The organism is Pseudomonas sp. FH1 (assembly GCF_000510895.2).
In the GTDB taxonomy this organism is placed as follows: domain Bacteria; phylum Pseudomonadota; class Gammaproteobacteria; order Pseudomonadales; family Pseudomonadaceae; genus Aquipseudomonas; species Aquipseudomonas azotoformans_A.
In genome coordinates, this window is sequence record NZ_AOHM01000011.1 from 1 (window position 1) to 18,261 (window position 18,261).

At 59.9% G+C, this 18,261-nt stretch carries 16 protein-coding genes; all 16 read right to left on the bottom strand.

Translation table 11 applies throughout. The annotated features are described in order from the left end of the window. Window positions 1–1,387 (bottom strand): recombinase family protein (locus tag H096_RS05090; protein WP_051421945.1); only part of this gene is annotated, 1,387 nt, incomplete at its 3' end. 6 nt (window positions 1,388–1,393) lie between these two features. After that, complete coding sequence (locus tag H096_RS05095; protein WP_241495481.1) at window positions 1,394–3,304, bottom strand: transporter substrate-binding domain-containing protein; 1,911 nt, start codon at window positions 3,302–3,304, stop codon at window positions 1,394–1,396. Continuing rightward, complete coding sequence (locus H096_RS05100) at window positions 3,305–3,931, bottom strand: response regulator transcription factor (protein ID WP_033897124.1); 627 nt, start codon at window positions 3,929–3,931, stop codon at window positions 3,305–3,307. It abuts the gene before it with no gap. A gap of 150 nt (window positions 3,932–4,081) precedes the next feature. Beyond that, a complete protein-coding gene (locus H096_RS05105) occupies window positions 4,082–4,903 on the bottom strand; it encodes an EAL domain-containing protein (protein WP_051421946.1) in 822 nt (273 codons plus the stop codon). A gap of 110 nt (window positions 4,904–5,013) precedes the next feature. Next, window positions 5,014–6,030, bottom strand: coding sequence for a fimbrial protein (locus H096_RS05110; protein ID WP_033897125.1), 1,017 nt, complete (start codon window positions 6,028–6,030; stop codon window positions 5,014–5,016). Then, complete coding sequence (locus H096_RS05115) at window positions 6,027–6,752, bottom strand: molecular chaperone (protein WP_033897126.1); 726 nt, start codon at window positions 6,750–6,752, stop codon at window positions 6,027–6,029. The genes H096_RS05110 and H096_RS05115 overlap by 4 nt, the downstream gene beginning before the upstream one ends. Window positions 6,753–6,785: 33 nt before the next feature. Continuing rightward, window positions 6,786–9,227: a fimbria/pilus outer membrane usher protein gene (locus H096_RS05120; protein ID WP_346963006.1), complete on the bottom strand. Its 2,442-nt coding sequence runs from the start codon at window positions 9,225–9,227 to the stop codon at window positions 6,786–6,788. An 83-nt stretch (window positions 9,228–9,310) separates the two neighbouring features. After that, window positions 9,311–9,844, bottom strand: a complete 534-nt coding sequence (locus tag H096_RS05125; protein WP_033897128.1) for a fimbrial protein — start codon at window positions 9,842–9,844, stop codon at window positions 9,311–9,313. A gap of 300 nt (window positions 9,845–10,144) precedes the next feature. Further along, window positions 10,145–12,646, bottom strand: a complete 2,502-nt coding sequence (locus tag H096_RS05130; RefSeq protein WP_033897129.1) for a fimbria/pilus outer membrane usher protein — start codon at window positions 12,644–12,646, stop codon at window positions 10,145–10,147. Between the two features lie 75 nt (window positions 12,647–12,721). Then, complete coding sequence (locus tag H096_RS05135; protein ID WP_082461418.1) at window positions 12,722–13,465, bottom strand: molecular chaperone; 744 nt, start codon at window positions 13,463–13,465, stop codon at window positions 12,722–12,724. Between the two features lie 54 nt (window positions 13,466–13,519). Continuing rightward, window positions 13,520–14,068, bottom strand: a complete 549-nt coding sequence (locus tag H096_RS05140) for a fimbrial protein (protein WP_033897130.1) — start codon at window positions 14,066–14,068, stop codon at window positions 13,520–13,522. A 255-nt stretch (window positions 14,069–14,323) separates the two neighbouring features. After that, complete coding sequence (locus H096_RS05145) at window positions 14,324–15,388, bottom strand: fimbrial protein (protein WP_033897131.1); 1,065 nt, start codon at window positions 15,386–15,388, stop codon at window positions 14,324–14,326. 157 nt (window positions 15,389–15,545) lie between these two features. Then, window positions 15,546–16,172, bottom strand: coding sequence for a response regulator transcription factor (locus tag H096_RS05150; protein ID WP_033897132.1), 627 nt, complete (start codon window positions 16,170–16,172; stop codon window positions 15,546–15,548). Window positions 16,173–16,306: 134 nt separating this feature from the next. Beyond that, window positions 16,307–16,816: a GNAT family N-acetyltransferase gene (locus H096_RS05155; RefSeq protein WP_051421947.1), complete on the bottom strand. Its 510-nt coding sequence runs from the start codon at window positions 16,814–16,816 to the stop codon at window positions 16,307–16,309. Between the two features lie 39 nt (window positions 16,817–16,855). Next, complete coding sequence (locus H096_RS05160) at window positions 16,856–17,533, bottom strand: hypothetical protein (protein WP_033897133.1); 678 nt, start codon at window positions 17,531–17,533, stop codon at window positions 16,856–16,858. Between the two features lie 165 nt (window positions 17,534–17,698). After that, window positions 17,699–18,238, bottom strand: a complete 540-nt coding sequence (locus tag H096_RS05165; protein ID WP_051421948.1) for a hypothetical protein — start codon at window positions 18,236–18,238, stop codon at window positions 17,699–17,701. Window positions 18,239–18,261: the final 23 nt, after the last annotated feature.

Sequence of the window (18,261 nt, forward strand, 5' to 3'; positions counted from 1 at the left end):
GCACCGTACCGGAAAGGTCAGGTGTTGCACTCAGATTTTGCCGCCGCCTATGCTCATCTTCTTTAAGCTTGTCTAGCTCTTGGCTCACTTCATCAATCCTTCCCAAGATATACTTTTGAGCACTTTCGGAGGATTGTTCGAGAATGGCGAAATTATTACCTAACGCTTTCTCTTTCAAGATTATTAGCCCGGAAATTTCTTCATGCTCTTTTTCAAGCGCTTTAATATCATCCGTCTTGACAATGATTTGGTGAAATGGAATTAGGGATTGATATGCTAGAAATATTGACTCTACAAGAGCATACCTATGCCTAACGCCTTTGCCGGGCTTTGCATTAGAACATTGCCCAACTGTCGAAGCATGACAAACCAAATCGACGTATAAACTTTTTTGTGCGTGATAACGAAACGTTGAACCACATTTGCAAAAAACCAAACCTCGCAAAATATTTCTGAATTCTTGTGCTTTTCGACCTGCAAGCGATGGATCTTGCCGCTCTTTGAGCTTTGCGCTAATTCGGTGAAACTCTGGCTCACTGATAACGGCAGGGTAATAGCTTTTTATCTCCTTATTAAAAACTGTACGGTCTCCATTTTCATCAAGCTTCATCGCTAGAAACGATCCATAAATTGCGTGCTTATGTAGAACCTTTCCGACAATGCTATCCGTGTATTTCCTTGGGTGATTTTCATTATTAAGCTCTTTTGCAATTGATTGAAAGCCCATATCAAAGCAAAGCTCTGTAATGCGTTTAACTGCATTTGCGTGTTCATTTAAGACGAATTTACCATCAGCAAAACTAATCCAGAACGGACAGCGACTAGTTATTACTCCGCCATTTTCGCCTTTGATTAGGTTTCGGGCTTTTGCGTCTGATATGCGTTCTGACTTTGCTTTGCTTTCGTCATTTGCCCTTTCCAAGATGTTTTGAATAAGGCTAATATCAACGCTACTGTCTTTTTTTCGCTTTGAGTATAAGCGATTGTCAAACAATGTATAGATTGAACAGTCTGATTGAATGATAGAGATAATTAGTTCAAGAGCGTCATACCCGCCCATCCTGCTAATGCGGTCGAATGACTCGACCAGTAGGAGAGCGTTCGGGAGAATTTCTTTTGACTTGATACGTTCAACGAATTTTGCGAGTTGACCAGATTTGAGGTTTTTGCCTTTGAAAGCCGACACGCCCAAATCTTCGTATCGCTCGACTTGTCGAGCTTGGGGGTATTGCTCGAAAAAGCGATTGAGCTGTTCAAGCTGACGAACCTCGCCAAAGCCCAGCGCTTGGACTTTCGATGAAAAACGTATGTAGCTGTATACGTTGATTGTGTCATCGTCTCTGAACACATCAGAGAAGGCTCTGGGCAGTGAATTTCTGATAGTCATATCGTCTCAAACCCTTGTAGATGCTGGATTGTAGCATTTTCTACAAAAAGCCCGCCTCATCGCATTCATCGGCGTGCGGATCTCATGGCTCATGGTCGCCAGGAACGTGGTCTTCGCCCGGTTGGCGGCGTCGGCATCATCCTTGGCGACTTGGAGTTCCTGCACCAAGCGCTGCCGCTCGCTGAGTTCTTCGCTCAGCGCCCGCTCGGCTTCGCGGCGTTTGCCGATCAACCAGCGTAGATAACCGATCCAGCCCAAGGCCAGTGCCAGCAGCACCGCCGCAATGGCAAAGCCCTGGAGAATCGCGCTGCGATTGCGCAGCCAATAGCTGTCGTCGATGACCACCTCGTTGCGCCAGCGGTTGGTCAGCTCGTCCATTTCCTCGGGGGTGATGCTGAGCAACGCCTTATCGAGGATCGAATACAACTCCAGCGCGCCGCGATTGGTCGCCAGGGCGATCCGCGCTGGCATCGTCCCAACGGTGCTGGTGACCTGCAAGCGATTGCGGTACTGCCGGGAGATCATATAGCGCGCACTGATCAAGGAATTGATCGCGCCGTCCACTTCGCCCTTCGCCACCATGGCCATGGCGTCGACGGCGTTCTGTGCGGGCACCAATTGCACCTGGGGGAACTGCTCCACCAGGTATTCGCGCATCACATTGCCCTGGACCAGGGCCAGGCGCTTGCCGGCCATCTGGTCGAGGATCTGGGGCTTGTCATCGCCGATGGGCGTGACCAGCACAAACGGGTTGGTCAGGTACGGCCGCGTGAAGCGCAAGGCATTTTCACGCTCGGCACTGGGGGTAAACGCGGCCAGCATATCGGCCTTGCCGCTGGTGACCTGGTCGATTAGATCCTGCACCGACTCGGCCCGCTGCAGATCGAATTGCAGGCCGGTGCGCAGGCTGACCTTGGCCAGCACATCGGCGCTGATGCCACGAAAGTTGCCGTCTTCATCGACAAACGTCAGCGGCAGGAAGTTTTCATTGATCGCCACCGTCACCCGTGGATGCTGCTCCATCCAGCGTTGTTCACTGTTGCTGAAGTGCAACGTCTGCCGACCCGGCATACTCGCACCGCCGGCACTCCAGCGACGCAGGATGGTCATGCGCTCCGCCGCCGGGATCGTCGTGAGCGCCGTATTGAGGATGCGCAGCAAGCGCTCGTTGCTGCGGCTGACGGCAAAGGCGAACGGCTGCACTTCCATCTGCGAGAAGTCGCTGAGCTGGACGTTGTTCAGGTAGTTCTTGTTGATCAGGTAGTTGGAACTGATGGAGTCGCCCAGGTAGACATCGGCCTGGCCGAACGCAACTGCGCCAATCGCACTCAAGGTCGACGGAAACAGTTGCACGGTCGCCTCGGGGTAAAACGCCTTGACCGCGTCCGGCGGCAGGTAGTGATAGAGCATCGCCACGTGCTTGCCCGCCAGGTTCGGCGGCAGGTTCTGGCTGTCACCAATCCGCGTGACCAGTACTGGCTGGTCATTGGCATACTCCTGGGACAGGGCCAACTCGGGGTCAGCGGCTTCAAATCCGTTGGCCGTGCCGAGCATGTCGATCTCGCCGCTTTTCAGCGCGGCAATCACCTCGGCGCGCGAGCTGTAGCGGCGCACATCGACCTGCATGTGCAGCAACTGCGCGATCAGTTGTGCATAGTCCGCGGTGATGCCCTGGTAATCGTCACCATTGCCGGTCATGCCGAAGGGCGAGTAGTCCGGGGCCGAAGCGCCCAACACCAGCGTGCGTTTGTGGCGCAGCCAGTTCCAGTCGGGCTCGTCGAGGCCGACCGAGTAATCTTCCACCGTCGAACGCCCGAGCAGATGCAACGACTCGCTGGAGGCCAATACGGGCGGTGCCGCCGCCAGCGCCCCCAGCAACAGCAGGCCGGCCACGTAGGTTCCGAGAAATCGCTTCATCTAGATCAGGCTGTTGCGCTTGGCGAAATCGGCCAGGTACACCACGGACTTCACCTTGAGTTTTTCGATAAGCCGCGTCTTGTAAGTACTCACGGTCTTGTTGCTGAGCAGCATTGAGTCACCGATTTCCTTGTTGCTCAGGCCCAGGGCCAGTTGCTGCAAAATCGTCAGCTCGCGATCGGACAGGCTCTGGATCAACTCCAGGTCCGTCGCATCGGCATCACTGCGCCGCACCGAACTGGTGGCCAGATTGGGAAAGAAGGTATAGCCGCCCATCACCGCTTTGATCGCCTTGACCAACTCGTCCAGGCCATTGGTCTTGGAGATGAACCCGGCCGCACCGGCCTTCATGCAGCGCATCGAATAGAACAGCGCCGACTGGGACGTCAACACCAGCACTTTGGTCGGCACGCCCAGGCCGCTGATCCGCGAAATCACTTCAAGCCCGTCCAACTTGGGCATGGTGATGTCCAGCACCACCAGATCCGGCGCATGCTCGCGCACCAGTTGCACCGCGTCGGCACCGTTGTCCGCCTCGGCCACCACTTCAAAGTGTTCCTGGTTGAGCAACATCTTGACGGAAGAGCGAATGAACGGGTGATCGTCCACAACTATCGCTTTATGCATACAGACCTCTGTAAGACAGCCGACGTACGAGCGTGCCAACGCCATGGAAGCCATTAAGCCTCATCCATGAAATGCACCCGCCGAAAATACATGAGCATCGCTCAATTGTAGGAAATTTCCTAAGAATTACCGCGCCGTGCAGGGAAGTTTTCACGGCGCAATGACCGCCTTGTCCAGCCACTGCAACAAGTCCCTTCCGGTCATGGGCCGCGCCAGGTGATAACCCTGGCCAACTTCGCAGCCGAGTTCCAGCAAACCCGCGCACACCCGAGGGCTGCTGACGCCTTCGATGACCAGGGTCATATCCAGCGAACGCACCAGCGCCCGTGTACCGGCCACCATCGAGCGGTTACGCAAACGGTCCAGGCGCTGCACGAACTTGCCATGCAGCTTGATCTGGTTGAACGGCAGTTGGCACAGCGACTTGAGCGAGGAAAACCCCAGGCCGAAATCGTCCAGTGACAAACCGCAACCCAGCAGTTTGAGGCGCAGCAGGTTCTCTCGGGTCTGTGGCGCACACACCAGTACGCCGTTTTCCGCCAGTTCGAAGGTGAGTGTCGAACCCTTGAAGCGATGACGTTCCAGGGCCTGCCGGATGTGCTCGACCAACGCCGGGCTGGCCAGTTGCGAGGCATGCAGGTTGAACGCCAGCGTCAGGCTCACGCCCTGGTGACGCAGAATCCCCAGCAACCCCAAACCCTGCTCCAGCAATTGCGTGAACATCTGGTCGATCAAATCATAGGCCAGCACCGCCCCCAGGAAATCGGCCGGCAGTAATACACCGCGCGCCGGATGCTCCCAGCGCACCAGGGCTTCCACTCCGGTGACTGCCTTGGTGTGCAAGTGCAGTTGCGGTTGGAACCAGGCGCGGAACTCACCCAGGGCCAGGCCACGGCGCACCTCGTCTTCGGTGGGTAGAAGGCCACGCTCCCCCGCCTGTTTTTCCAGCACCTGTCCTGGTGGAAAGGTCATCGTCTACCCCATCACTCAACCGAACCGAGAGCCGACATAGTGGCGAGCGAGGTGGACACAGGTCGTAGCTTCTATCCGACCAGGCTGTAGGAAATTTCCGACACAAACCCTCAGTAGTAAATCACCTGCACCACCATCACCGCTTCAAACGGCCCGACCTGCGGGTCGCCCAACGCCACGACGGAGGCGCTGAAGGGCACGTCGATGTGGCTGACGTTGGCCGCGAACACTGCCAGGGGAAACGGCTCGTTGATCGGCACCAGATTGTTGCGGGCGTCGCGTACCTGGATGCCGAACTGGCTGTCCGCCTTCGGCAATACGTTGTAAAGGCCCTGCTGATTGGCCGTCACCAGCGTGGCGCCGATATTCAGGGCGGTGCTGCACTTTTTCTCCAGGGCCAGGCTGAACGGCTTGGTAGGGTTGGGCGGCGAGAAACCGGTGGTGGTTTTCTGGATCACGCCGAAATCCACAATGCCCGGTTCCGGGGTCACGGTGACGTCCACCGTGCACGCGGTGCCGACGATGTTCTGCAAACCACTGAGCTGGAAACGGAAGTTGCCGGTCGGGTTGCTCGGCCCACCGTTAAGGCCATACAGGCCGTCAAACTGGAACACATCGTAGGTGTCCTGTGAGGGTCGCTGCAGCGGCTGCAGCCCACGCTTGCGAATCACCACCTGGAACGCGATGCTCGGTCGGGCCAGGGAACACGGCAGCATCTCGGCATTGTTGGTCGCCCCAGGACAGCCACGGGAAACGAAACCGGTGTTCACGCCCTGGGTCGGGTTGGAACTCCAGTCGCCGTCCCAAGCCGTGACCTGCCGATAGACCAGGCCAAACTCGATACCCCAGGCCGTCGCGTTGAGGCCCGCAGGATTACCGTAGAAATAGATCGGGTCATCTTCCAGGTAGTGGAGGTCGCGCAGCTTCCAGCAGTCGGCCGGCACCACATGGGTCTTCGAACGCCAGATGATCGTGCCGTCCGGCACCGTATCCGGCACCGACACCGGGCCGATGTATTCACTCAGGTAACTGCCGTCATCCAGTGACTTGCACAACAGCGCCCATGACGCCTGGGAAAACACCAGCAACAACGCTGCCAGGCACAGCCTCGGGCCCCAACCGGTCATGGCTTCACGGCCTGGCACGCGGTGGCAGTGCAGGTGAACAGCGTGTCGGTCTGCCCGCCGAAATCATTCATGTTCGACACCCGCAACTCGCTGAACCCAAGGCTGGCCAGCGGCAAACGTGCGCTGGCATGGGGTGCGATCATCACCGTCTCCACCGGCATCTTGGCTTTCTGCGGGCCCACCAGCAGGCCGACCACGGTGATATGAAACGGCGTCGGGTTGCTCACTTGCAATTGCTTGGCCGCCGGGTCGATCACCAGACTCAGCCCCTCGGCCATGTCGGCGCCGCGCTCGCGCTTCACCGAGGCCGGGCGATAGAACAACTTGATCTTCGACTGCAAGGCGATCTGCATCGCATTGACCGCCTCGCTCTTGGGCGGAATCTCACGGATGTTGAGGTAGAACACCGATTCACGGTCTGGGGGCAGCGTGGTCTGCGGCAATTTCACAATACGCAGCACGCTGCTCTCATTCGGTTCGATACGTTGCAGCGGCGGCAGCACCATGAACGGCGTGGTGATTTTCTTGCCCTGCTCGTCCTCGATCCAGGACTGCACCACAAACGGCAGTTGCAGGTTCTTGTTGCTGACCGTGACACTCACCGAAGTGGCGCTTTCTTCGAAAATCACGCGGGTGCGATCCGGCACCACGGCCGCGTTGGCCAACAACGGCACACACAGCACGGCCAGGCGCGCGATACGGTTGAACATCAATCGAGACATCAGGGAACACTCCAAGTCAACGGATTAGGGGGATCACAAACACCGCACGGGTGTCGGGATATTGGTCACGACGTCTTCCGGCGGCAGCACCGCCAACGCGCAGAGATGGCTGTCGTCCCAGCGTGCCACCAGCTCGGCCCCGGCCTTGGCGCCAAGCAAATACGTGATGCCCGCCTCCCCGACAATGCCGACTTCCTTGTGGGTGTGTTTGTCCTGCACCGAGGCCCCGAACGGCACCACCTGGCCGTTGGCCTGGGTCAGTTCGACATAGGCGTTGTAGCCCTGGGCGGCAGCAAAGTTGACGTAGCCGATGGCGCCCTCAGTCAACGCCAGGCGCTGGATCGGGTTGGACACTTCGGTCTTGAGCGGCAGTTTTTCGATGTTCACCCGCGCCTCATAGGCCTGGAACGCCGGCAACCCATCCATCACTGTGTAGCCGTCGCGGTTGGAGCGCGCCTGGCCGGTGAAGGCCACGTCCGGCACGCCGTCGGTCGACACCAGCAACCGCGTATCGCCATTGGAGCCATTGCCATGGGCCGTGACGCCGTAGCGGGTCACCACCAACGAGCTGTCGAACTCGCCGGTCAGCGAGCGGTACGTGCTGCCATCGGTGGTGGCCGAGGCATTGGCGCGGTAGGTGGACGCACGCTTGCCGACATAGGCATTCACGTATTTGTTGTCGCCCATGCCGCCGTACACCTGGTAGTTCATGCCTTCGCCATCGTCGTGGCTGTAGCCGACACTGGTTGACGTCGCGCCGGGGCTGGCGCGCTGCACCGTCGCGGACATCATCGAATTGCCCCCCAGCGGCACGCTCACCCCCAGGTACAGCTGGGTGTCGCGGTTCTGCGCGTTGCGGGTCTGGAACGCCGACAGGTTGACGTTGATGTTCTTGACGTTGCCCACGGCAAAACTGCGCGCCAGCGACAGGCCGAAACGGTCCGAGGGCGCGGCGTCCCAATAGGTGGAGTGGTCAAACGACAGGCTGGTGGACAGCCAGGCAAAACGCTTGGCCAGCATCACCGAATAGCGCTGCTTGCCGGCGTTCAGGGAGTAGGCGTCCGGGTCACCGACGAACTGTGAGAAGTTGGTGAAGGTCCGGTCAGAAAACCGGTAGCCGAGGAAGCGCAAATCGGTGCCAATCGCATCGAAGTGCTTGGAATAGTTGATGCGGTAGGAGTTGCCCACCACGGTCTCGGCGCTGTTGCGCAACGTGGCCCTGGAGGTGGTGACGTCGGCGGAAATCGCGCCGAACACGCCGAGGTCCTTGCCCAAGCCCACGGCATGGGAGAGGTAATCGCTGGCCGCCAGCACGCCGCCGTAGAGTGTCCAGTCCTGGGACAGGCCATAAGCCAGCTCGGACGCCACGAAACCCGGCTCGGTGCCGCCCTTGCCGGTCAAGCGCGGTTGGCCCGCCGACACTTTGTAGCGCAACTCGCCCTCACGGGACAGGAACGGCACCGCCGCCGTGGTCACGGTAAAGGTCTGCTCGGTGCCGTCTTCTTCATGCACGGTCACATCCAGCGTGCCCTGCACACTGCTGTTGAGGTCCTGGATGCTGAACGCGCCCGGCGTCACCGTGGTGGAATACAACACGCGGCCCTGCTGGGCCACGGTCACCCTCGCGTTGGTGCGCGCCAGGCCGCTGATCAACGGCGCATAGCCGCGCAGATTGGGCGGCAGCATGCGGTCATCGCTGCTCAGGCTCACCCCGCGCAGGGCAAAGGTGTCGAACACGTCGGAGTTGAGATAGTCCTCGCCCACCGAGAGTTTCGAGCGAATCGACGGCAGCGCGCGGTAGGCGTACAGCCGGTTGAGCTGGAACGCCTGCTCATTGCCGCGCCCGCCCTGGCTGCCGCTGTCTTGCTGGGCCTGGTAGTCGGCCCGCAGGCGCCAGGCATCGATGTTCAAACCGGCGGTGCCGTAGCTCTGCAATACCGTGGAGTTGCCGGAGGTGGTGGACTGGCGCTGGTTGGCGATCACCCGGTAATCCAGCAGCGCACCGTCCAGCCCGTCGCTCCAGGCGGCGGGTGGAATGTAGTTGGGGTCGTCATATTCGAACGACGCCTGGGGCAGGCTGATGACCAGCCGGCCAAGGTTCTGCGCGTAGTTGATCGAGGCGTTGGTGATCGCGGTGAGGTCCACGCACTGACCATCGGCAACGCGCGGCAGGCTTTCGAACAATTCGGGCTTGAGACCGAACGTCGCCACCAGCGCTTCGGGCAAGCAGGCATAACTGTCCTGCGCCGAACCGCCATTGTTGAATTCAATAGAGCGTGTTCCGAAATAACGTTGGTTGACCACGATATCCACCACATAACTGCCGGGCACCGTGTAATGCGCCTGAGTGAACTGCCCGAGACTGACGTGATCGTCAGAGTCGATATTCAAGAACTCCGAATTAAACTCCACCGCGAAGGAATAACGCGCGCAGGAAAGTAATACGCAAGACACGAAAAGTTTGCGACAGCCCACGGAAATAACCCTTTTATCAACCAGGCAACAGGCAAGAAAAAAGGGGCTCGCGCCCCTTTTTCATCACAACCGATAAAGCACTATCAGTTGTAAGCCACGGTGAAGTTGGCAACGCTGTCCGCTTCACCGGTGGTCACGGTGGCGGCGGTGGCTTCGTACATGGCGGCGAAGGTCACGGTGTTGTTGCCGTTCTGCAGCACTACCGGTGCAACTTGTTCCTTACCGTTGTCGAGCATCTCGCCGGCGCTGGCCTGCAGGCGGATACCGACGTTCTGGGCCAGGCCGGTGGTGGCGAACAAGCCCGGGACCGCCGGGTCTTGCACGCCGCTGAAGGTGAAGCGCGCGTTCTGCTGGGTGGAGGTATCGCAGTCGGTCAGGATGATGTCGAACTTGGTCGGCGTGGAGCGATCACCGACGGCGCGGAACTGGTTCGATGGCACCTGGCCCAGGGACACGGTCTGGTCCAGGGAATTGGCGTCGATGCCGCAGGCGCCCGAAACGATCTCACCGATGAAACGCACGGTGCCTGGGTTACCGCTCGCCGGCGTAGCCGCGTTGGCGAAGGAAGCAAGGCCCATGGCAACAGCAGCGGCAGTAACAGCGACAATCTTTTTCATGAGTTCAACTCTAGGGTTAATTATGGTTAGGCCCAGAAACCCGACTTCCCAAACAGACACTACCGACACTTATCTAAATCCCCATCCCGAAGAACAGCGCGCATCCGTTAAAACACGTTAAGTGTTTTGGCTGTTCTTTCAGTTAAAGCGTCGCTAACAACCTGGCTATTGAAGAAGTTCAAACATCTCTATGGCGGGAGGAATCATGAGCGTCGGCCTTACTTGGAAATGTAAGTTTCTTCCCCCCAAACTGTAGGAATTTTCCCGACGAATACGCCTTCAGATAAATCCTCTTCCCCATCAAGGCGCCTTGCAGACTGCCTCCATCACCCGGTAGCCATCCACCGGCGCGGTCTTGCTGATATCCAACTCGACGGTGCAACGCTGCGCGGCGGTTTCGCCCCACTTCATGCTGTAGACCTTGCCCTCGTTGACAGCGATCAGCACCTGCCCAGCTTGCCCGACCACGCCAGCGCTCACGCCCTTGTCGTCGAGCACCGTGGTGCCGAACGGCGGCAACGAGCCATCCTGCAAGCGCACACTGAGCACGACTTTTTCTGAGCGGCGCGCGGCAAACGTCGCCTTGACCACCGCGCCACGGCGCGGCACCACGTTGGTCACGCCGTCGTCGATGTCGACGCTGGTGTCCAGCTCGCCGGTGTCCAGGGCCACGCGGTTCTTGCGATACGGCGTCACGTAGGGCACCAGCGCATAGCCCTTCTTGTTGGTCAGGGTGCCGGGGGCATTGAGCACGCCGACATTGGGCGTGTCCTTGATCTCCACCAGGGCCACGGTTTCGCTGAGGGCCTGGCCGAACTCCACGCCATCGCCATGGGCCAGCACCGAACCCGATGCACTCACCGAAGCCTGCCGGTAGCCACTGCCCACGCTGACACCTGCACCCAGCTGGGCATACGGCGCACGGTAACCGACCAGGGCTGAGCCATTGTTGCCGGCCAGGTCCGAACGGTTGGCGTTGACGTTGTACGTCAGGTTGCCGTCGTTGCCGCTGAGGCCGGCACGCTGGTCCAGGCTGCCGTCATTGTTGCGGGTGACCGAGTAAGTAGCCGTGCTGCGGGTCTGGCCGATAGGCATCGACACGGTGAACACCACCTGGTTGTTCTCGCCGTAGTTGTCGGTGAGGGTCTTGCTGGCATACACGCCGTAGGTCACGCCTTTGTGCTGGGTGTTGAAGCCCAGTTGCATCTGTTTGTCCTGGCGCGAAGACCCCCAATAATGCTGCTGGCTCATGTTGAGGTAGAACGAGCCACGGCTGCCCAGGGCCTGGTTGACACTGGCCTCGACCTTGCTGCGCTTGGACAGGCCGAAATAGTCGTTGGGGTCCTGCAGGCGCACGGCCTCCTCGAAGTCGCGGTAGCCCTCGGTGGAATAGCGATACCCGGCAAAACGCACCGAAGTGCCGGTCTCGAAAGCCTTGCCATAGCGCACACTCACGCTCTGGCCTTTTTGCTGGCCGCCCTGCGCCTGGGGCACATCCGCCTGGGCCTGGGTGACATCCACCGACACCGCCCCCAGGCTGCCCAGGCTCTTGCCGACGCCCACCACCCCGGCGCGGTAGAAATCCGCGCCCAGCAGGCCGCCGTACAACGTCAGGTCAAAGGGCAAGCCGTAGGCCAACGAAGCCTGGGCAAATGCCGGACGCTGGCCGCCGTCCACGGCGTTGTATTCACCCAGGGTCATGCTGTAGCGCCAGGTCTTTTCTCGCAGCATATTGCCGAGGGTGGCGTAGGGTTGGGTAAAACGGCGCTCGCGACCGTCGGCCTCGGTGATGATGATTTCCAGGTCGCCGCTGCCCGAGGCGGCGTTGAGGTCATCGATCTCGAACGCGCCGGGGGCCACGTAGGTGGTATAGAGGGAAAAGCCGTTCTGGCGTACTTCAACCTTGGCCTGGCTTTCGGCAATGCCACGGATGATCGGCGCGTAACCCTGCATCGAGTCCGGCAACATGCCCATGTCCGACGCCACCTGCACGCCACGGAACGGGATGCTGTCGAACACATCCCCCGGCGTGAAACTCTCGCCCAGGGTCAGGGTGCCCTTGAGTGCGGTCAGGTCGCGTTGCGCGTAGGTGTTGCTGCGCTGCCAATCCTGCTGGCCCTCTTCGTCCTGGCGGAATGAAGAACTGCTGCGAAAACGCCAGTCGCCCAGGTTGAAGCCGCCATTGGCATACAGGTTGTACTGGCTGCCGCTGCCGCGCTGGTCCGACTGGGTCTGCGCTGCGGAAAACTGATAGTTGAGCATCGCCGCGTTGATGCCACGGTCCCAGTCTTGAGGCGCGACATAACCGGCCGCATCCCGGCGCAGGGCGATCTGCGGCACGCTGATATCGAGGGCCAGGTGGTTGGCGTCGAAACTCACCGACGCGCCCTCGACCATGGCCGCCAGGTCAATGCATGCCGGCAACGCGTCACCCGGCACCTGGAACGCCTCCAGCTTTACACCCAGTTCCTTGAGAAACGCCTCGGACAGACAAACCCGTACTTCACCGCTGGCTTCATCCTTGGCGAAGGTCATGTCGCGCCGATCGAAAAAGCTCTGGTTCAGGCGAATCACCACCGGGTAGGTGCCCGGGCCAATGCTGCCGCTGTTGGCGATGGCGTCCAGGTCCAGATTCGGCCCGGCACTGGTACCACCAAAGGACTGCATGAAACTGGCATCAAACTTCGCCGGCTCTTCGGCAAACGCCACGCCGCCCATCAACGCGGCCAGCACGGCGGCGGACAAACGCAAAGGCGTGAAGGGCACGGTCAGGCAGTCAAGGTTCAAGGCATAGGTTCGCATGGCAGCACTCAATACGAGGCCATCACGCTGCGGCGGCAACGTGTGGTCAGGTTCGCAAGGGAATGGACGACAGCGTCAGGGGGCGCTGGTGATGGCGACTTTGCTCGGCTCGCTGTAGCCGCCGAAATCATTGATGGCGGAGAACATCACCTCGCCGGTGCGGGCGGTGAACCCCGGCAGTGCGTAGCGCTGGCGACTCATGGGGGCGACCATTTTCGGCTCGTCCACCTCGACGGTCTGTCCGCCGCCCATGGCCTTCACGCCAATGAACGACACGTGGAAGGCCGACGGGTTGTTCACCTCCAACAGGGTCTTGCCCTGTTCCTGCACCAGGCTCCAGCGCAGTTGCGGCAGTGCATCCAGCGTATTGCCCTGGAGGCCGGCGGGGCGGTAGAACAGTTTGATGCGGGTGCGCATGGCGATCTTCAGGGTGTTCTCGTCGGCCTTGGCGGCCACCGGAATTTCCTGGGCATTGAAATAGAACACCGACTCGCGGTCCTCGGGCAGCGCGCCCGGCACTTTCTGGATGCGCACCATCTGCTCTTTGTGCGGGTCCAGGCGAAACAGCGGTGGCGTGGCCACGAAGGGGGTCGGCGTGGTGTTGTCATCCGCCTCGGTGTTGACCCAGGTCTGCACTGCATAGGGCTGTGCGGTGGTGTTGCCAACGGTGATAGAGGCGTCGCGCTTGTTGCCGTCGAACACGATGCGCGTGCCGCCGAGCATCACACCGGCCTGGCTGATGCCGCTGAGCAGCATCAGGGCAAGTAGCGCCGTGCTTTTGAAAGGCGTGGTTTTGAAAGGGGTCACAAAACGTTTCATCTCGATCCTCCTCTTGGCGCCCCAACCCAAATGGGCCGGGGCGTTGCACAGGGCTTACTGGTAGTCGACGGTGAACGCCGCCTTGGCATTGGCCGGGCCCGCCGTGGCCGCGCCGGTAGCGATGTAGTTGGCGGTGAAGCGCAGCGGCTGGGTGAGGTCCAGGTACGGCGAGGACTCCAGGCCCACTTGCACGTCCTTGCCGGTGGCATCCTTGATCTGCACGGCGACGTTGGTGGCCACGCCGGCTTCCGGCGACAGGCCGATCCACTGGCCGCTGGCACCGGCGTTGCCGCTCAGGGACAGGAACTTCACCACGGCTTTCTTGCCGGTCACGCTGCAACCAGGGGCGGTAGTGTCGATGGTCAGGGTGAACGCGCCACCGCCTGCCACTTGGCCGGCCGACGCCAGGGACGTCACGGGCACGCTGCCCAGGCCCACATCACCGGCACCGGCCGAACCGTTGAGGTCCTCGACTACCACCGGGCAGGTGTTGTCGGTGACGCTGCCGATGAAGTTGATTTCGCCGTCGGCCGCCAGTGCCGCCTGCGAAGCACCTGCCAGAACCAGGGCGAGGGTCAAACCTTTGAGAGCAAACTTTTTCATGATCACATCCACAGTTATGAAGGAGTGTCTGGTGGCCGAATGAGGGCCTTCAGACTCGGCGACGTGGCGGCCCGAGTAAGGGCCAGCGCGTTTCGTCTGGGTTCATTATCGAAAGATGGGGGGTGCGAAAATGTAGGAAACGTCGCCCCACTTGTAGGAAAATTCCCACAAAAAAGTTCCGGCCATTCGCCATAAAAACCACAACGCCACAGGCTCATGGAACCGGTGGCGTCTGGGAGGTTGCGCGGGGAAAGCTCAGCGATAGGTCACGGAAAAACTCGCGTAGCCATTCGCTGAACCCGGCGTGGGTGTTGGCCCGTCGGCGGTCTGGATATATCGCGCCTTGAGCGGCACCGTGGTGGTGCCATTGACGATCTGCGTGAGGCGCACCGGCTGGCCGAGGTTCATCGGCGTGTTGTCATTGCGCAACACCTGGATGGCCACGCCCTGGGCCGTGGAATCGCTCGACAGGCTCAAGACGCCGTTGGCCGCGTCGAGGATGTTCGAGGTCTTGTTGCCATCGATCTGGATGTTGGCGTAGTTGCCATTGAAATAGCCGTTGGCGTTGCTCGGATAGTTACTGCCGGCGATGCAGGAGTTGAGCGTGATCGCGAACGGCTGGGCCGGCGTGGTGGAGTTTTTACCGTTGAAAACGCGTTTCTCCCAGGTGCCCATGGGCACCGTGATCTGGTCGCCCGGCGCCGTTGGCATCGAGCAGCCGGCCACGGTCACGGTGGCGGTAAACGTCAGGTCGAAGATATGTCCACGGTCCGAATCGCCCTTGGCCACCAGTTGATTGATGGTGTGGGTGCCGGGGGCAATGTCGCCGGTCTTGATCAATGCATAGCGCATCAGCGCGCCACTCATGCCACTGAGGGCGTAGGAAATATTCAGGTTGAGTTCGAACGGGACAAACCGGCTCGGGTTGTCCGCCTGCCCCTGCCACGGGGTCGCAAACCCGGTCATGTAGATAGCCAGACCGACGCCCGGCACATTGGTCTGCAACAGCGAACTGGCCGGCACCCGTACCACGTCCACCGGGATATTCGTGGCCAGCGGGCCGATCAGCGTGGTGCTGTAGCGCGCGACCAGGCCACACACCAGGCGGTCATTGAACGGCACCGTGCGGATCGGTGCGTTGTTGTTGAGGGTGGTGCCGATGGGCACGTCACGCGGCGCGAATACCGTGCCGGCGGCGAGTGTGAGTTGCTTGGGCGTGCCGTTGTTCGATTCCCAGGTACAGGCCGCCATGGCTGGCGCCGCCGCCAGCGCGAGCGCCGATACCGCGAAACAGTGCGCGAGGGTTGATCTGATGTTCATGTGTGAAGCCCTGATGAAAGCGACTGCCTGCCAGGGGTGTCGCCTGTTGATCGAGGCCCGGCCCACAAGCCGGATGAGCCACGATTATCGGCACTGGACATCACCTAACCCGTAGCTTCCTTCCCGCCAAGCTGTAGGAAATTTCCCACGCAAAACCTCACACCAAATCGTTACGCCGGGCAAATTCCGCCAGGTACACCACCGACTTGACGTTGAGTTTTTCGATCAGGCGGGTCTTGTAGGTGCTGACGGTCTTGTTGCTGATCCGCAGCGCCTCACCGATCTGCTTGTTGCTCAGACCCAAGGACAACTGCTGCAAAATGCTCAGCTCACGCTCGGACAACCGCGCGATCAACTCGCCGTCCGTGCTTTGCACATCCACGCGCCGCACCGCGTGAGTGGCCAGGTCGGGGAAAAAGGTATAGCCATCCATCAGCGTCTTGACGCCCTTGACCAGCTCATCCAACGCATCGCACTTGGACAAAAAGCCCGCCGCACCGGCCTTGCGGCAACGGGTGACGTAGCACTGCGCCGATTGCGCGGTCAGTACCAACACCTTGCACGGCGGAGCCAGGTGGGCCAGTTGGGCAATCACCTCCAGCCCATCCAGGTCGGGCAGCAGGATTTCCAGGATCACCAGGTCGGGCGCCCGCTCACTCGCCCATTGCAGCCCCTGTACACCGTTGCCGGCTTCCCACACGACGCCAAAGCCCAGTCCGACCAGCAACGCTTTGACCGATGCCCGGATAAACGGGTGGTCATCCACCACTAACGCGCGATACATACCGCCTCCTTTCCCCTGTGAGTGCCATCCGTTGCGGCTGAAAAACGCCGAAGGGCATGGATGATCAAGGGAAGGAGCAGCGGGATAGTTAGGCTTCATCCTTCTGATTCGTAGGATTTTTCCCTGCTAGAACCTCAAGGCGTCGGCGCGAAGCGGTATTCCATGTGGGTGGTCTGCCAGAGAGGGTCGGCTTCGATGTCGATGACGCTGAAGCCTTGGCGCACCCAGAAATCGATGGCACCCGGCAGGAAGGGATGCGTGTGCAGGTAGAGCGCACCGACCCCGTTCTGTTTGGCCAACGCCTTCAACGCTTGATACAGCTGACCGGCCAATCCGCCACGCCGAAACGCCGGAAGCACGAACAGGCGTACCACCTCTACGGTTTTGGTCGCGTGATAATCCAACTGAGCAAATCGATGGTCGTAGGGCAGATAGCCGATAGCGGCCACGATTGTGCCCCCGTGGCGGGCAATTAGGAATTGGCCATCGCCCTGCAGGTAGGTGGATTCAAAGTTCGCCAGGTCGGCAGGCACGCCGGCTGCGCTGAGCTTGGGAAACAGCTCGGCGCGGGCTTGTAAAGTGAAGGCCAGCACCTCGGGGATATCGGTGAGGGTGGCCGCGTGAATGCTGGGTTTTAGCGTCAAATCACCCTCCCACAGCGTGCCCGTTGGCGATTCCACCTGTCAGTCAGGCGCCAGGAATTCACGGAAGTCGCTCTCCAGCATCTGCGCTCTGTGGGTGTGCTTTTTGAGCGCTGCCTCGAAACCTGAAGAGGCCGCTGTTTCAAGGATGGCAATGGCCTTGGCGCGCTCGGCATCACCCACGGCTGCCTGCAGGAAACCGTCGCTACCGGCCACCGCATGGTTCGGAAAAATGTTCGGCTGCTCAGACACGGCAAAGATGAACAACGCGCCCCATGAGTCATAGAGTGCATCGAAGGGTGGCCTGCTGAAGTCCAAGTCCCGATGCTGGTTCATCAGGTAGAAACGCTCCCAACCCGACTTGCCGCCGAACCGCCGGTAGTCCGTGTCCATGTGGCTGTTGCGGGCAATCAGCCCTTGGCCTGAAAAGGCGACGGCCATGCCCTCATAAAACCATTTCGGCAGATACTCGAAAGGTTCCCGACCACACAGATGTATTTGGAAGAAGTGCACCAGCTCATGGTGGATCAGTTGCTCCAGCGTAGAAGCGGCAGCTGTCAGATCGGACAGATGCTTCTCATCGGAAAAGGTGAGGTGAATGCCCGAGATATCACCGGTATTGCCTACAAAGCCGCCCAAATGAAACCGACAGTGTGGCAGGGCATGGTCATCACGACTGGAGAACTGCAATTTGCACGCGTCAAAAGCCTTGCTGGCCATGGCTCGCAAGCTATCTTGTACAGTCGGTGTAAATCCGTTCGGCGGGTCAAAAGTGCACTGCATGAACTGTCCCAAATGGCAGGTTGGCGTACTGTCAATTTGAGGGCAATTGTAAAAAAAACAAGCGCGCATTTCAGGCGGCGAATGCGCGAAGTCTCAACCCCGTCACTGGCGCAATTCACACACCGCGTTGCCCTTCATGCCCGACGCATGCACGCTCACATGACGCACACGGAAACCGGGCTTCTGGACGAGCTGCTTCTCTTCCCACTGACCCCCGTTCTCGATCTGGTAACCGATAGCGCCATCGGCTTGCCAGGTCAGGCGTAGGGTATAAACGCCGTTCTGGTCGAGGGTTTGATGAATCGCCGTATCAATCACCGGCTTGGCCTTGTTGAACGTGCGCAGGTTGAAAATGCGCTGGTCCGTACCGGCCGGCGAATAACTGGAAAGAAACAACGTATCGTCTTCGGCCGCATCCTCGGCGGCCGCAAGGATGACCGAAGGCACCCACTTCTCGCCACGGTCCTGGGTGTCGGTGGTCACCTTGCACGTCAACTGGCCCTTGCCGGTAACGTCCTGGCGCCAGGCGGTCTCGAAGTAGCCGTAGGGCACGTCGAAACGCAGGGTTTTCTCGGTGACTTGCTCACAGCCGGCCAGCAGGCAAAGCGCCGATAGACCGATGAATCCTTGAAGAACCTTCACGTGCTGTCCTTGGCTTGAATGGG

Excerpts from the sequence above, each read along its gene's own strand:
- H096_RS05095 (WP_241495481.1), bottom strand. The coding sequence starts at position 3,304 with ATGAAGCGATTTCTCGGAACCTACGTGGCCGGCCTGCTGTTGCTGGGG.
- H096_RS05100 (WP_033897124.1), bottom strand. The coding sequence starts at position 3,931 with ATGCATAAAGCGATAGTTGTGGACGATCACCCGTTCATTCGCTCTTCC.
- H096_RS05105 (WP_051421946.1), bottom strand. The coding sequence starts at position 4,903 with ATGACCTTTCCACCAGGACAGGTGCTGGAAAAACAGGCGGGGGAGCGT.
- H096_RS05110 (WP_033897125.1), bottom strand. The coding sequence starts at position 6,030 with ATGACCGGTTGGGGCCCGAGGCTGTGCCTGGCAGCGTTGTTGCTGGTG.
- H096_RS05115 (WP_033897126.1), bottom strand. The coding sequence starts at position 6,752 with ATGTCTCGATTGATGTTCAACCGTATCGCGCGCCTGGCCGTGCTGTGT.
- H096_RS05125 (WP_033897128.1), bottom strand. The coding sequence starts at position 9,844 with ATGAAAAAGATTGTCGCTGTTACTGCCGCTGCTGTTGCCATGGGCCTT.
- H096_RS05130 (WP_033897129.1), bottom strand. The coding sequence starts at position 12,646 with ATGCGAACCTATGCCTTGAACCTTGACTGCCTGACCGTGCCCTTCACG.
- H096_RS05135 (WP_082461418.1), bottom strand. The coding sequence starts at position 13,465 with ATGAAACGTTTTGTGACCCCTTTCAAAACCACGCCTTTCAAAAGCACG.
- H096_RS05140 (WP_033897130.1), bottom strand. The coding sequence starts at position 14,068 with ATGAAAAAGTTTGCTCTCAAAGGTTTGACCCTCGCCCTGGTTCTGGCA.
- H096_RS05145 (WP_033897131.1), bottom strand. The coding sequence starts at position 15,388 with ATGAACATCAGATCAACCCTCGCGCACTGTTTCGCGGTATCGGCGCTC.
- H096_RS05150 (WP_033897132.1), bottom strand. The coding sequence starts at position 16,172 with ATGTATCGCGCGTTAGTGGTGGATGACCACCCGTTTATCCGGGCATCG.
- H096_RS05160 (WP_033897133.1), bottom strand. The coding sequence starts at position 17,533 with ATGGCCAGCAAGGCTTTTGACGCGTGCAAATTGCAGTTCTCCAGTCGT.